This window comes from Shinella sp. JR1-6 (assembly GCF_004284735.1).
Lineage (GTDB): Bacteria > Pseudomonadota > Alphaproteobacteria > Rhizobiales > Rhizobiaceae > Shinella.
Genome location: NZ_SHMI01000001.1, coordinates 124845 through 138832, shown reverse-complemented (window position 1 = coordinate 138832; position 13988 = coordinate 124845). Strand labels below are relative to the sequence as shown.

Below are 13988 nucleotides of genomic sequence, written 5' to 3'. Positions count from 1 at the left end.
ATGCTGAAACTCTACGACATCGAGGTTCAATCCCGCCTGCTGCTCGGAACCGCGCGCTATCCCTCCCCCGCAATCCTCGCCGAGGCCGTGCGGCGCGCGAAAGCGGAGATCGTTACCGTGTCGCTGCGGCGGGAAACTGCCGGCGGCAAGGCGGGCGGCGCATTCTTCGAGCTGATCCATGCGCTCGGTGTGCATGTCCTGCCCAACACCGCCGGCTGCCACAGCGTGCAGGAGGCCGTGCTGACGGCGAAGATGGCGCGCGAGGTCTTCCGCACGGACTGGATCAAGCTCGAAGTAATCGGCCATCACGACACGCTGCAGCCCGATGTCTTCGGCCTCGTGGAAGCCGCACGCATCCTGACGGGCGAAGGTTTTCAAGTCTTCCCCTATACGACGGACGACCTCGTCGTCGCAGAAAAGCTGATCGAGGCCGGCTGCCGCGTGCTGATGCCCTGGTGCGCGCCGATTGGCTCGGCCATGGGGCCGGTCAACCCGATGGCGCTGCGCACTTTCCGGGCGCATTTCCCTGATGTGCCACTGATTGTCGATGCCGGCATCGGCCGCCCCTCGCACGCCGCCGGCGTCATGGAATTCGGCTATGACGCCGTGCTGCTCAACACCGCCGTCGCCGGCGCCGGCGATCCGGCTGCGATGGCCGAAGCCTTCGCACTCGCCATCGATGCCGGCCGCCTTGCCCACGCCGCCGTACCGCTGGAGCCGCGCGACATGGCCGTCCCCTCCACCCCCGTCATCGGAAAGGCGGTCTTCTCATGACGCTCGATCCCTTCTACCTCATCGTCGACAGTGCCGACTGGATCGACCGGCTGGTGCCCATCGGCGTGAAACTCGTGCAGCTGCGCATGAAGAACACCCCGGACCATCAGCTGCGCGACGAAATCCGACGGGCGAAAGCCACCTGCGCGAAGCATGGTTGCCAGCTCATCGTCAACGATTATTGGCAGATCGCCATCGAGGAGGGCTGCGACTACGTGCATCTCGGTCAGGAGGATCTGGCGAGCGCCGATGCCAGCGCCATTCGTGCGGCCGGCATGAAGCTCGGCCTTTCCACCCATGACGAAGCAGAGCTCGACATCGCCCTCGCGGCAAGGCCTGACTACATCGCGCTCGGCCCGGTCTGGCCGACGATCCTCAAGAAGATGAAATGGGCGCCGCAGGGTGTCGAGCGGCTCAGCGACTGGAAGGCGCGCATCGCGCCCGTTCCCCTCGTCGCGATCGGCGGCCTCAACCCGGATCGCCTGGAAGCCGTCTTCAAAAACGGCGCCGACAGCGCCGCGGTGGTGACCGACATCACGCTGAGCGCAGATCCGGAGGCGCGCACACGCGAATGGATCGCGCGCACGGCGCGCTGGCGTGAACGGAGCTTGCAGAAGGGCGGTACCGCCTGACGTCAGGCTCCCGGCGCAATTTTCCAGAGCCGCCGGGCATTTTCCGAGAGCACGCGGCACTTGTCTTCCAGACTGACGCCGGACAGCAGCGCCTGCGTCGCGCCGATCCAGGTGGAAAGCCCACCGCCGAGCGTGCAGACCGGCCAGTCACTGCCCCAAACAATGCGCTGGAAGCCGAAGCTTTCCGCCACATGGGCGAAATAGGGTTTCAGGTCCTCCAGGGTCCAGTCTTCCCCACCATAGGCGGGGATGCCGGACAGCTTTACCGTGACATTCGGCCGGCGCGCGATCTCCGCGACCGGCCCCTTCCAGGTATCGAAGCCGCCACTCTTGATGTCGGGTACGCCGCAATGGTCGAGCACGAAGGAAACATCGGGGGCAAGGTCGGCGAGCGCAATCGCCTTCTCGATCTGGTGCGGCAGAACGCAAAGGTCGAAACTGAGGCCGGTGCCCGCCAGCCGTCCTATGTTTTCGCGGAAGAGAGTGCCTTCGGAGATATCATCCGGCACGACATGCAGCACGCGACGGAAACCGCGAACGAAGGGATTGGCAAGGACCGTCTCGAGATAGGTCGGGAAATCCGGCGATTCCGGCCGGCAAGCGGCGATGGCACCGACGAGAAGGCTGCCCGCCTCCCCCGCAAGCCCTTCAACCATGGCCGTCTCGTGCGCGATATCACCCTCCGCGACGTCCACTTCCATATGCAGCGCCGCGACGATGCCGAGGCGGCACGCCTCCCGCGCATAAATCTCCTGCGTGAAATCGGCATCGAGCGACGGCGCGCCGGCAAGCCAGGGATAGGACAGCCGGTCCCGGTAGATGAGATGCAGGTGCGTATCGACGATCATGCCGGCCTCCTCCAAGCAGGGCGAACACTGCCATAGAAGAATTCTCTATTCAAATACGAATTTATACGCCTATAGCAGCCCATTCCATCCAGCAAAAAAGCACCGCGAGGACTACCAATCCGGCCCGGTTCTCCTACCTCCCTTCCAGCAACAGGAGGAACCGCATGAAGGTCAGCGCGCGCAACCGCCTCAAGGGCAAGATCGTCGAAGTCGTCCTCGGCGCGACAACGGCTCATGTCCGCATCGATGTCGGCGGCTCGATCATCACCGCCGCCATCACCAATGATGCGGTGAACGAACTCGGCCTCGCTGCCGGCCATGAGGCCTATGCGCTGATCAAGGCATCGGACGTGATGGTGGCGATCGACGACTAGTGTGTTTCGGCATGGTTCCGGGCGCAAAACCAAATCGCGCCTTATGAGAATTCCGTTAATCGCCGATCTTCGTGCACATAGATACGGGCTCGGTCGCGAAATCGCCCTTCTGGGGCGGCGCAATCGGTTTGAACAGGCTGCGATCCGGCTTCAGGTCGATCAGCGGCGTGCCATCGAGGCAGTCGAGGCCGCGCACGAAGAGCCGGCTGCCTTCGATCTTCTCCAGCACGACGATCGACGTGCCGATCGGATTGGGCCGGACAGGCGAGCGCAGCGAGAAGGTGCCGTGCACTTCGCCGTTCGAAGCGGGGCTCTGCAACACGAGGTCGCGGCGCGACTGGTGAAGCCAGTAGAGCACCTCCAGCCGTTCAAAACGCTCTGCCCCCTTCAGTGCCTGCACCCAGGGCTCGAAGACCTCGATGGTGCAGACCGGACCATCTGGGCGCCCCTGACGCGGCGTTTCCATGCGCGAGGTCCAGGGCGTCGAAATCCGGCCGATGAAAACAATCTGCGCATCCGCTGTCTCCGGCAGAGTGATGGCCACTTCATTCTCGCGGATTTCATTCAGCCGGACCATGCAACGCTCCATCGCTATATTTATAAGGATACGACGATAGCCGGCTGGCGCCGCGAGGGAAAGAGGCCAGCAGGCTCAAAGACGGCGACAGATTGACACCGGACACAAGCAGCCTCAGCCGGCACCGGACGCCTCGGCATTGCGCAAACGCCAGTCTGTCGGGGAAAGCCCGGCCCGCTTGCGGAAAAAACGCGAGAAATAGGCGGGGTCCTCGAAGCCGATCTCCCGGCCAATGTCCTCCACCGGGCGAATGGTGAAACGCAGCAGACGCTTGGCCTCCAGCAAGCGCCGCTCCAGCACCATATCCTTCACCGTCTGGCCAAAGACCGTACGCGCCGCCTTGTCGAGTAGGTGCGGCGTCGTCGCCAGCCGTTCGACATAGTGCCCGACCGGCCAATCCTCCCGGTAGTGCCGGTCGATGGCACGGCGCAGCTCCAGCCCCAGTGCAACCGCAGGCGAGGCCGCCGCAAAGCCGCCCGGGCCGCCAAGTCGCGCCATCAGCGAGAGGACGACCGCGATCAGCCCGGCGAGCACCCGTTCGCTCGCTCCCGCGCCGCCGCGATATTCCTCCATCACCATGGCGAGCAGCGTATCGATCCGCATCCAGCCGGGGGCATCCACCGCGCCGGAAAGCAGCACCGGCGCATCGAGCGCCAGATCCACCTGCGGCGCCATCGCCCTCAGCTGGTCGTCCGAGATGGAGACGACGATGGCATCCGACCGGTCGTCGACATCGAAGCCGTGCACGACGTTGCTCGGCACAAAGCTGATCGCCGGAGCAGAAAAACTCCAAGTCCGATCCTCGATCCTGTAGCGGCCCTCGCCCTTGAACCAGTAAGTGACCTGCCCCATCAGCGGATGTTTGTGCGGCGCGACCCGACCGAAATGCAGGCTTTTCCGCTCCATAACCGTCTCGACATGCAGGAACCCGACGTCGAGCACACGGCTCGGTTCACCATAAACGAAGAAGGCGGGAACATCTTTGCGAGCGATCATGCCGGAAAAAGTACCAGCGAATTACCGTGTTTGTCCATGGCACTCCAGACGCTCCCGACTTAGCGTTTGTCAGGATTTTCAAGGAGGAGATCACCATGCGCGCGGAAGACCATCGCAGCGACAAGACCCGGCCGTTCACCGGCGCCGAATATCTCGCAAGCCTGCGCGACGGGCGCGAGGTCTATATCAATGGCGAGCGCATCGCCGATGTCACCAGACACCCGGCCATGCGCAACTCAGCCCGCTCCATCGCCCGCATGTACGATGCGCTGCACGATCCGGCACGCAAAGAGCGCCTGACATCGCCGACCGACACCGGTTCCGGCGGCTATACGCACAAATATTTCCGCGTCGCCCATTCTTCAGCCGATCTCGTCGCCCAGCAGGGCGCCATCGCCGACTGGGCGCGCATGTCCTACGGCTGGATGGGTCGCACGGCCGACTACAAGGCGGCACTGATGAACACGCTCGGCGCCAATGCCGACTGGTACGGTCCGTTCAAGGACAATGCACTTTCCTGGCACAGCCGAGCGCAGGAAAGCGTGCTCTTCATGAACCACGCCATCGTCAACCCGCCGATCGACCGCCACAAACCGGCCGATGCAGTGAAGGACGTCTTCGTGCACATCACGAAGGAAACGGATGCCGGCATCTACGTCTCGGGCGCCAAGGTCGTCGCCACCTCCTCGGCGCTGACCCACTACAATTTCCTCGCCCAGAGTTCGGCGACCGTCACCGAGGACCCGTCGCTGTCGGTCATGTTCATCCTGCCGATGAATGCGCCCGGCGTGAAGATGTTCTGCCGCACCTCCTACGAACAGACAGCGGCAACCGCGGCCCACCCCTTCGACTACCCGCTCTCCTCGCGTTTCGACGAGAACGATGCGATCCTGGTGCTCGACAATGTCTTCGTGCCCTGGGAGGACGTGCTGGTGCTGCGCGACGCGGCCAAGATCCTGTCCTTCCACCCGGCCTCGGGCTTCATGCACGGCTATTGCTTCCAGGGTTGCACGCGGCTTGCGGTGAAGATGGACTTTCTCGCCGGCCTGCTCGCGAAGGCCCTGCGCGCCACCGGCGGCGATGCGTTCCGCGGCAACCAGGCGATGCTTGGCGAGGTGATCGCCATCCGCCACCAGTTCTGGTCCTTCTCCAACGCCATGGCCTACAACCCGATTCCCTGGGCGAACGGCGCGGTGCTGCCGAACCTCGAGGCGGCGCTCTGCTACCGCACCTTCATGTCGGAGGCCTATCCGAAGGTCATCGACATCGTTCGCCGCACGGTGGCCTCCGGCCTCATCTACCTGCCCTCCTCGGCAAAAGACTTCTCGAACCCGGAGATCGACCGCTATCTCGCGCAATATGTGCGCGGCTCGAACGACATGGGCCATGTCGAGCGCATCAAGATCATGAAGCTGTTGTGGGATGCGACCGGCACGGAATTCGGCGGCCGCCACGCGCTCTACGAGCTGAACTATGCCGGCGCGCCGGAAGAAGTGCGCCTGCAGGTGCTGAAGGGCGCCGAGCGCGGCGGGCGGCTGAAGGAGATGGAGGCGCTGGTCGACCAGTGCATGGCCGACTACGACGAAAGTGGCTGGACCGGCGACACCTGGCTGCCGCCGCTTGGCAGCGATGCCGTCCGCGACGCGGCCGAATGAGGAGCGCGCCATGGACACCGGCATTTCCAGAACCGAGTTCCGCAATGCGATGGCCCGGGTCTGCGCCCCGGTCAACGTGATCACCACCAAGGGGGGCGCCGGGCGCGGCGGCTTCACCGCCACCGCCATGTGCTCGGTGACCGACGAACCGCCAACGCTGCTCGTCTGCATGAACAGCCGCTCGGCACAAAGCGGCCTCTTCATCGAGAACCGCCGCTTCTGCGTCAACGTGCTGACGCAGGAGCACAAAACACTCGCCGCCTCCTTCGCCGGGCGCGAGGCCGATATGGAGGCGCGCTATGCCGATGCGGCCTGGACCGATCTCCCCTCCGGTAACCAGGCACTCACCGACGCGATCGTTTCCTTCGACTGCCGGCTGACGGAGGCCCGGCTGGTGGGCACACACAACATCCTGATCGGCGAGGTCGTGGACATCCGTAGCCGGCGCGACGGGCATGCACTGCTCTATTTCGACCGCAACTACGTGCATGTGCCGACCCAGACCGGCAGCTTCGGCGGCTAAAGGCGGCGGTAGCCTCTTGACAAGCGACTCTCTATTTAACATGTTAAATAAAATTGCCGTACGCGGGAGGAACCATGCCGCATCTGACAGTGGAGTATTCGGCCAATCTGGAAGGCCGCGCGGATCCTGACGCCCTCTGCGCGGCGCTGCTCCAGACAGTGCTGGAAACCGGGCTTTTCGAGATCGGCGCGGTGCGCGTGCGGGCGTTCAGGGCCGAGCACTATGCCATTGCCGACCTTCTGCCAGAAAACGCCTTCGTCGACCTCAACCTGCGCATAGGCAAGGGCCGCAGCGCGGAAGAAAAGAAGCGCACGGGCGAAGCGCTGTTTGCCACCGCAAGCAGGCTCCTCGCCCCGCTCCTCGAGACGCCGCACTTCGCGCTTTCGCTGGAAATCCGCGAGATTGATGCGGAACTGAGCTGGAAGAAGAACGCCATCCATCCGCGCCTGCGCGCCAAATAACGGACATTCCCAGGAAGATCTCATGTCGAAATACCAGGAAAACATGGCGAAGGCGGCGGCCTATCTCGCCCGCTTCAAGGATAAGGGCGTCCTGAACCGCATCGCCGGCGAGGATCTGCCGGCCGAAGGCGGCGCGACCTTCGAGACCATCTCCCCCGTCGATCTGGCGCCGCTCGCGGTGGTGGCAAAGGGCACCGCCGCGGACATCGACCGTGCGGCAAAGGCCGCCAGGGCCGCCTTCGCAGACTGGGCCGCCATGTCGGGCGGAACGCGCAAAAAGCTGCTGCACAAGATTGCCGATGCCATCGTGGCACGGGCGGAGGAAATCGCCTTCGTCGAATGCATGGACACCGGGCAGTCGCTGCGCTTCATGGCCAAGGCCGCGCTACGCGGCGCAGAGAACTTCCGCTTCTTCGCCGACCGCGCTCCTGAGGCCCGCGACGGCAAGACGCTGCGCACTGAGGGCCAGGTCAACATGACGACCCGCGTGCCGATCGGCCCCGTCGGCATTATCACACCGTGGAACACGCCCTTCATGCTGTCCACCTGGAAGATCGCCCCGGCGCTCGCTGCCGGCTGCACCATCGTGCACAAGCCGGCCGAATTCTCGCCGCTGACGGCGCGCCTGCTGGTGGAGATAGCCGAGGATGCGGGCCTGCCAAAGGGGGTGTGGAACCTCGTCAACGGCTTTGGCGAAGATGCCGGCAAGGCGCTGACCGAACATCCCCTGATCAAGGCCATCGGCTTCGTCGGCGAAAGTCGCACCGGATCGATGATCATGAAACAGGGCGCCGACACGCTGAAGCGCGTGCATTTCGAGCTTGGCGGCAAGAACCCGGTCATCGTCTTCGCCGATGCGGATCTCGAACGCGCAGCGGACGCCGTCGTCTTCATGATCTATTCGCTGAATGGCGAGCGCTGCACCTCCTCCTCCCGCCTGCTGGTGGAGGAGAGCATCTACGAGCGCTTCACCGCCCTTGTTGCGGAGAAGGCGAAACGCATCAAGGTCGGCCATCCGCTCGATCCGGAAACCGTCGTCGGCCCGCTCATCCATCCCGTGCACGAGAAGAAGGTTCTCGAATACATCGCGATCGGCCGGTCCGAGGGCGCGACGGCCGCCGCTGGCGGAGAAAAATTCGACGGACCGGGTGGCGGCTGCTATGTCGCGCCGACGCTCTTCACCGGCGCGAACAACGGTATGCGCATCGCCCAGGAGGAGATTTTCGGGCCGGTGCTGACCGCCATTCCCTTCAAGGACGAAGCCGAGGCGCTCACCCTCGCCAACGACGTCCAGTACGGCCTCACCGGCTATCTCTGGACATCGGATGTCACGCGCGCGTTCCGCTTCACCGATCATCTCGATGCCGGCATGATCTGGGTAAATTCGGAGAATGTGCGCCACCTGCCGACGCCTTTTGGCGGCGTCAAGAATTCCGGCATCGGCCGCGATGGCGGCGACTGGTCCTTCGACTTCTATATGGAGACGAAGAACATCGCCTTTGCCACCGGCGCCCACGCCATCCCGAAGCTCGCCGGCTGATCGCCGGAAAACCAGATTGCACCCGCTCTCGCCCGTCGAGGCGGGCTTGAGGAGGAACCCATGCCCGTACCCCAGCCAAACCTCTACCCGCCCTTCAACATCGTGCGCCTCAGCCATGTCGAGTTCGGCGTTACCGACCTTGCAAAGTCCCGCGCCTTCTATGTCGATACGCTCGGCCTACAGGTGACGGACGAGACCGCAGACACGATCTATCTGCGCGCCATGGAAGAGCGCGGCCACCATTGCATCGTGCTGAAGAAATCCGGAAAATCGGAAGCCCGCGACCTCGGCTTCAAGGTCTTCGACGAGGAGGACCTCGAAAAGGCGGTGCACTTCTTCAAGGGCAAGGGCCTGCCGGTGGAATGGGTCGAGCGCCCTTACCAGGGCCGCACCTTCCGCACGCGCGATCCGCACGGCATCCCCCTGGAATTCTACACCAAGATGGACCGCCTGCCGCCGATCCACCAGAAATATGCGCTCTATCGCGGCGTCAAGCCGCTGCGCATCGACCACTTCAACTGCTTCTCGCCCGATGTCGACGCCTCCGTCGCCTTCTACAACGAACTCGGCTTCCGCGTGACGGAATATACGGAAGACGAAGAGACCGGGAAGCTCTGGGCCGCCTGGACCCATCGCAAGGGCGGCGTGCACGACATCGCCTTCACCAACGGCCGCGGACCCCGCCTGCACCACACCGCCTTCTGGGTGCCGACGCCGCTCAACATCATCGACCTGCTCGACCTGATGGCGACGACCGGCTGGGTTTCCAACATCGAGCGCGGCCCCGGCCGCCATGGCATTTCCAATGCCTTCTTCCTGTACATCCTCGACCCCGACGGGCACCGCATCGAGATCTACTGCTCGGACTACCAGACCGTCGACCCCGATCTCGAACCGATCAAGTGGGATCTGAAGGACCCGCAGCGCCAGACCCTCTGGGGCGCTCCGGCACCGAAATCCTGGTTCGAACACGGCAGCCTCTTCGCCGGCACAGAGGTCATGGAACCGCAGCTCAAGGCCCAGCCCATCATTGCACCGTGAGGCGCAAACCGGCCGCAGAGATGAAGGAAGACAGGATGAACCACCCGAAATTTGCCAGCTTCAGCATCGGCCCACGCAAGGGCTACGGCCTGATCGTCGCGGACGGCGTGATCGACCTTTCCGCCCGGTTTGCCGACCGTTTCCCGACCCTGAAGGAGGTGGTGGAAGCCGGTGCCTTCGGTGAACTGCTAACCGCGGCCGCCGGGCAAAAGCCGGATCATGCGCTGGATGCGATCACCTACGAGATCCCGATCCCAGCGCCGGAGAAGATCATCTGCGTCGGCGTGAATTTTCCTGATCGCAACGAGGAGTACAAGGACGGCCAGGCTGCGCCGGCAAATCCGTCGCTGTTCATCCGCTTCCCGCGCTCTTTCACCAGCCACGACCGGCCGCTGATCCGTCCGCCGGAAAGCCCGCAGCTAGACTATGAGGGCGAGATCGTCATCGTCATCGGCAAGGGCGGACGACGGATCACCGAGGCAGACGCACTGGACCACATCGCGGCACTCTCGCTCTGCAACGAGGGCACGATCCGCGACTGGGTGCGCCATGCCAAGTTCAACGTCACCCAGGGCAAGAACTTCGACCGAACCGGCTCGATCGGCCCCTGGCTCGTACCCTATGCGAACGAACGCCAGCTCGCCGACATCAAGCTCGAAACACGCGTCAACGGCGAGGTGCGCCAGAGCGACCGCACCAGCCGCATGATCTTTTCCTTCCGCAAGATCATCGCCTATATCTCCACCTTCACCACGCTGGTGCCGGGTGACGTCATCGTGACAGGCACCCCGACCGGCGCCGGTGCACGCTTCGATCCGCCGATCTGGCTGAAGCCGGGCGATGTGGTCGAAGTGGAGGCAGAGGGTATCGGCACGCTCCGCAACACTATCGCCGACGAGGCCACCCCATGATGACGCCCGAGGAGATCCACGCCGCCGCGGCAAGCCTCGACGAGGCCGAGCGCACCCGCATCCAGACCGGCCTTCTCTCGCTGAAGCACCCCGCGATCACCATGGGCGATGCCTATGCGGTCCAGGGCGCCTGGGTGAAGAAGAAGATCGCCGACGGCCGCCGGGTCGTCGGCTGGAAGATCGGCCTCACCTCCAAGGCCATGCAATATGCGCTGAACATCGACATTCCCGATTCCGGCGTGCTGTTCGACGACATGGTCTTCGAGGACGGCGCGACCGTGCCGGCCGGCCGCTTCATCCAGCCGCGCGTCGAGGCGGAGATTGCCTTCGTCATGAAGGCGCCGCTGAAGGGACCGGGCGTCACCGTCTTCGACGTGCTGAACGCCACGGACTATGTAACCCCGGCGCTGGAAATCCTCGATACACGCATCCTGCGCGTCGATCCCGAGACGAAGAAGGCGCGCACCATCTTCGACACGATCTCCGACAATGCCGCCAATGCCGGCATCGTCACGGGCGGGCGCGCCGTGCGTCCTGATCAGATCGACATGCGCTGGATGGGCGCCATCGTCAGCCGCAATGCGGAAGTGGAGGAAACCGGCCTCGGCGCCGGCGTGCTCAACCAGCCCGCCCGCGGCGTCGCCTGGCTCGCCAACCGGCTGGCGCAATATGGTGACGGCATCGAGGCCGGGCAGATCGTGCTCGCCGGCTCGTTCATCCGCCCGGTGGAAGCCCGCCACGGCGATACGATATCAGGCGATTTCGGCCCCTACGGCACCGTCAGCCTGTTCTTCGCATAGGAGTTTTCGATGCCCGCCCCGAAAAACCGCTTCAAACAGGCGCTCCAGGAAGGCCGGGCGCAGATCGGCCTCTGGCAGGCGCTCGCCAATCCCTACACGGTCGAAATCTGCGCCGAAGCCGGCTACGACTGGCTGCTGCTCGATGCCGAACACGCGCCGAACGACGTGCCCCTGCTCGTCTCGCAGCTCCAGGCGATGAAGGGGACCCCAAGCCACGCCGTCATCCGTCCAGCGATCGGCGAGACCTGGATCGTCAAGCAACTGCTCGACATCGGCGCGCAAACGCTGCTGATCCCGATGGTCGACAGCAAAGCGATGGCAAAGACGATGGTGAAGGCCGTGCGCTACCCGCCGCATGGCGTACGGGGCGTCGGTGCGGCACTCGCCATAGCCTCCGCCTTCAACCGCACAACGGACTATCTGCAGACGGCAAACGCAGAGATCTGCCTGCTGCTGCAGGTCGAAAGCCGCGCCGGGCTGGAGGCGCTCGATGACATCGCCGGAACCGAGGGGGTTGACGGCGTCTTCATCGGCCCGGCCGACCTTGCCGCCGACATGGGTTTCCTCGGCAAGCCGGGTGCGCCCGAAGTGCAGGCGGAGGTGGAAAAGGCACTGAAGAAGATCCAGGGGCACGGCAAGGCAGCCGGCATCCTGATCGGCGACCTCGGGCTCGCCAAGCGCTATCTGGAGCTCGGCGCCACCTTCGTCGCCATCGGCAACGACGTGACGCTGCTCGCCAATGCCACGACCAAGCTCCTTGCCGATTTCAGAGCTGCCGAGCCGGCAAAAGCTCCGGCCGGCGCCAAGGTCTACTGAGCCGATAAAACGCTATTCTTCGCCGCCTGCCTTGCCGTCGAGCTTGAGGGCGGCGAGCTCCTCCAGCATGTCGAGCAGCGCTTCGACACGCTCGGCACCGAAACGGGCATCGATATCCGCATAGACACGGCGGGAATCCGGCATGACCTCGTCGATGACCGCCTGGCCGGCCGGCGCGAGCCGCAGCAGAACGCGGCGGCCGTCTTCCTTGTCCTTGTGTCGGGTGATCAGACCGCGCTCCTCAAGCGAGCGCAGCATGCGCGTCAGGCTCGGCGCCAGGATGAAGGCCTTCTCGGCCACTTCCGTCGCATCGAGCGTGCCGGCCTGCGAGAGCACCCGGATGACCCGCCACTGCTGCTCGGTCACGTCGTGATCGGCAAGGATCGGCCGGAAATGGCTCATCACCGCTTCGCGGGCCTTCAGGAGGCCGATGGCGAGCGACCGCCGCCGCTCACGCGGCAGGGAATCCTTCGTTTCGTCGGGATTGGTCATGTCGAGAGGGCACCGTTCGTCTTCCTGCCTCTATCCGCGATTTTTCCGGCCTGCGCAATGCGCGGGGAACAGTATAGAACAAGATCAACGGATCGATTGCAGCTGTCCGGCATGCTAGCGTCGCCGGTGAAGCCAGCCCAGCGAAAGTGCAACAGCCCATGACGCCTGAAACATCCATGCCAGAGACAAACTATATCTTCCCGCCATCGCCGGTTCCGACCCTGCCGATCCGGGGCAGCACCGCGCTCTTTCCCATCCATCGCATCTATTGTGTCGGGCGCAATTTCGCGGACCATGCGATCGAGATGGGTCATGACCCCGACAAGGAGCCGCCCTTCTTCTTCCAGAAGAACCCCGACAGCGTGGTGTTGCCCGGCAACCCCTTCCCCTATCCTGCTGCCAGCCGCGATGTCCACCACGAGGTCGAGCTGGTCGTCGCCCTCCAGAGCGGCGGCACGGACATTCCCGTCGAGCAAGCTCTCGACTGCGTCTACGGCTATGCGGTCGGCCTCGACATGACGCGCCGCGACCTGCAAGCGGAGGCCAAGAAACACGGCCGGCCCTGGGAAATCGCAAAGGCCTTCGAGCAATCCGCGCCGTGCGGCCCGGTTCACACGGCCGCCGAGATCGGCCATCCCGGGGAAGGCACAATCCGGCTTACGATCAGCGGCACGATCCGCCAGGACGGCAACCTCAATCAGATGATCTGGAAAGTGCCGGAGATGATCGCCTATCTCTCGCGCCTCTTCACCTTGAAGCCCGGCGACCTGATCTTCGCGGGCACGCCGGCCGGCGTCGGCGCAGTGGCAAAGGGCGACACGATGATCGCGCATATCGACGGGTTGGACGAGGTGCGCTTCACCGTCGCCTGATCAACGGACCGCAAGCCGGAGGATGGCGCGGCTCCCTGGTTCAGGGAGCCCTCTGGGCCTGCGACAGGACGCCACGCACCATCGCCGCGTTGTTTGATTAAAGTCAAAGAGCGAGACCTCCGGCGGGTCTACTTCCTTGCTCATGAACGAAAGACGTTCGTCAGCAAGGAGAATTCCAGTGCGTACCATGGCAAAGAGCATCGTCGGCGCGGCAGCAGTCATTCTGGCGCTTGCGCTTCCGGCAGCAGCGGCAGATTTCGAAGTGCATATGCTGAACAAGGGCGCCGAGGGCGCCATGGTGTTCGAGCCCGCCTTCGTGAAGGTCGCACCCGGCGATACCATCACCTTCATCCCCACCGACAAGGGCCACAATGTCGAGACGATCAAGGGCATGATTCCCGAGGGTGCCGAAGCCTTCAAGAGCAAGATCAACGAGAACTTCAAGGTCACTTTCGACAAGGCCGGCGCCTATGGCGTCAAATGCACGCCGCATGTCGGCATGGGCATGGTGGGCGTGGTGGTCGTCGGCGACGCGCCGGCCAATCTCGATGCGGTCAAGACGGGCAAGCTGCCGAAAAAGGCCCGCGAGCGCATGGACGCCGCCATCGCGGCAGCCGGCCTGTAACGGCTCTCCCTTCGGGGCGGGGGGCGGAACCCGGGGCGGAGCGATCCGCAC

17 protein-coding genes are annotated in these 13988 nt (G+C 64.2%); 13 read left to right on the top strand and 4 right to left on the bottom strand.

The window, feature by feature from the left end:
- Positions 1 to 774 (top strand): thiazole synthase, encoded by a 774-nt coding sequence (locus EXZ48_RS00635; RefSeq protein ID WP_023512877.1) that lies wholly within the window; start codon positions 1 to 3, stop codon positions 772 to 774.
- Positions 771 to 1406 (top strand): thiamine phosphate synthase, encoded by a 636-nt coding sequence (locus EXZ48_RS00630; protein ID WP_130513999.1) that lies wholly within the window; start codon positions 771 to 773, stop codon positions 1404 to 1406. Before EXZ48_RS00635 ends, EXZ48_RS00630 begins: the two co-directional genes overlap by 4 nt.
- Before the next feature lie 2 nt (positions 1407 to 1408).
- Here the strand turns inward: EXZ48_RS00630 and EXZ48_RS00625 are convergent, their stop codons facing one another.
- Positions 1409 to 2254, bottom strand: a complete 846-nt coding sequence (locus EXZ48_RS00625; RefSeq protein WP_130513998.1) for an amidohydrolase — start codon at positions 2252 to 2254, stop codon at positions 1409 to 1411.
- A 164-nt stretch (positions 2255 to 2418) separates the two neighbouring features.
- Between EXZ48_RS00625 and EXZ48_RS00620 the strand changes: the two genes are divergently transcribed.
- The gene (locus EXZ48_RS00620; protein WP_024271318.1) at positions 2419 to 2628 is read left to right on the top strand and encodes a molybdopterin-binding protein; all 210 of its coding nucleotides are present in this window, start codon (positions 2419 to 2421) and stop codon (positions 2626 to 2628) included.
- Between the two features lie 55 nt (positions 2629 to 2683).
- Here EXZ48_RS00620 and tsaA read toward each other — a convergent pair whose 3' ends face one another.
- Both tsaA and EXZ48_RS00610 read right to left on the bottom strand, forming a co-directional pair.
- Entirely contained in the window at positions 2684 to 3205 is a 522-nt protein-coding gene (tsaA, locus tag EXZ48_RS00615; RefSeq protein WP_130513997.1) for a tRNA (N6-threonylcarbamoyladenosine(37)-N6)-methyltransferase TrmO, read from the bottom strand.
- A gap of 114 nt (positions 3206 to 3319) precedes the next feature.
- The gene (locus EXZ48_RS00610; RefSeq protein WP_130513996.1) at positions 3320 to 4201 is read right to left on the bottom strand and encodes a helix-turn-helix domain-containing protein; all 882 of its coding nucleotides are present in this window, start codon (positions 4199 to 4201) and stop codon (positions 3320 to 3322) included.
- Between the two features lie 95 nt (positions 4202 to 4296).
- Here EXZ48_RS00610 and EXZ48_RS00605 point away from each other — a divergent pair, with 95 nt between their 5' ends.
- The 8 genes from EXZ48_RS00605 to hpaI all read left to right on the top strand — a co-directional run bounded on the left by EXZ48_RS00605 (position 4297) and on the right by hpaI (position 11948).
- The gene (locus EXZ48_RS00605) at positions 4297 to 5856 is read left to right on the top strand and encodes a 4-hydroxyphenylacetate 3-hydroxylase N-terminal domain-containing protein (protein WP_130513995.1); all 1560 of its coding nucleotides are present in this window, start codon (positions 4297 to 4299) and stop codon (positions 5854 to 5856) included.
- Between the two features lie 10 nt (positions 5857 to 5866).
- Complete coding sequence (locus tag EXZ48_RS00600; RefSeq protein ID WP_023514705.1) at positions 5867 to 6379, top strand: flavin reductase; 513 nt, start codon at positions 5867 to 5869, stop codon at positions 6377 to 6379.
- Positions 6380 to 6453: 74 nt separating this feature from the next.
- Positions 6454 to 6840, top strand: coding sequence for a 5-carboxymethyl-2-hydroxymuconate Delta-isomerase (locus EXZ48_RS00595; RefSeq protein ID WP_023514704.1), 387 nt, complete (start codon positions 6454 to 6456; stop codon positions 6838 to 6840).
- A 22-nt stretch (positions 6841 to 6862) separates the two neighbouring features.
- The gene (gene hpaE / locus EXZ48_RS00590; protein WP_130513994.1) at positions 6863 to 8380 is read left to right on the top strand and encodes a 5-carboxymethyl-2-hydroxymuconate semialdehyde dehydrogenase; all 1518 of its coding nucleotides are present in this window, start codon (positions 6863 to 6865) and stop codon (positions 8378 to 8380) included.
- A 60-nt stretch (positions 8381 to 8440) separates the two neighbouring features.
- Complete coding sequence (hpaD, locus tag EXZ48_RS00585; protein ID WP_023514702.1) at positions 8441 to 9421, top strand: 3,4-dihydroxyphenylacetate 2,3-dioxygenase; 981 nt, start codon at positions 8441 to 8443, stop codon at positions 9419 to 9421.
- Between the two features lie 35 nt (positions 9422 to 9456).
- On the top strand, positions 9457 to 10332 hold the full coding sequence (locus EXZ48_RS00580; protein ID WP_130513993.1) for a fumarylacetoacetate hydrolase family protein: 876 nt from the start codon (positions 9457 to 9459) through the stop codon (positions 10330 to 10332).
- Positions 10329 to 11132 carry a 2-oxo-hept-4-ene-1,7-dioate hydratase gene (gene hpaH / locus EXZ48_RS00575; RefSeq protein ID WP_023514700.1) on the top strand — a complete coding sequence of 268 codons (804 nt, stop codon included), beginning with the start codon at positions 10329 to 10331 and terminating at the stop codon, positions 11130 to 11132. Before EXZ48_RS00580 ends, hpaH begins: the two co-directional genes overlap by 4 nt.
- Positions 11133 to 11141: 9 nt before the next feature.
- Positions 11142 to 11948 (top strand): 4-hydroxy-2-oxoheptanedioate aldolase, encoded by an 807-nt coding sequence (gene hpaI, locus EXZ48_RS00570; protein ID WP_130513992.1) that lies wholly within the window; start codon positions 11142 to 11144, stop codon positions 11946 to 11948.
- A gap of 12 nt (positions 11949 to 11960) precedes the next feature.
- Here the strand turns inward: hpaI and hpaR are convergent, their stop codons facing one another.
- Positions 11961 to 12440, bottom strand: a complete 480-nt coding sequence (gene hpaR / locus EXZ48_RS00565) for a homoprotocatechuate degradation operon regulator HpaR (RefSeq protein ID WP_023514698.1) — start codon at positions 12438 to 12440, stop codon at positions 11961 to 11963.
- Between the two features lie 176 nt (positions 12441 to 12616).
- Between hpaR and EXZ48_RS00560 the strand changes: the two genes are divergently transcribed.
- Together EXZ48_RS00560 and EXZ48_RS00555 are read left to right on the top strand one after the other, a co-directional pair.
- Positions 12617 to 13312 (top strand): fumarylacetoacetate hydrolase family protein, encoded by a 696-nt coding sequence (locus EXZ48_RS00560; RefSeq protein WP_130513991.1) that lies wholly within the window; start codon positions 12617 to 12619, stop codon positions 13310 to 13312.
- Between the two features lie 187 nt (positions 13313 to 13499).
- On the top strand, positions 13500 to 13937 hold the full coding sequence (locus EXZ48_RS00555) for a pseudoazurin (RefSeq protein WP_088016417.1): 438 nt from the start codon (positions 13500 to 13502) through the stop codon (positions 13935 to 13937).
- The last annotated feature ends 51 nt before the right edge of the window (positions 13938 to 13988 follow it).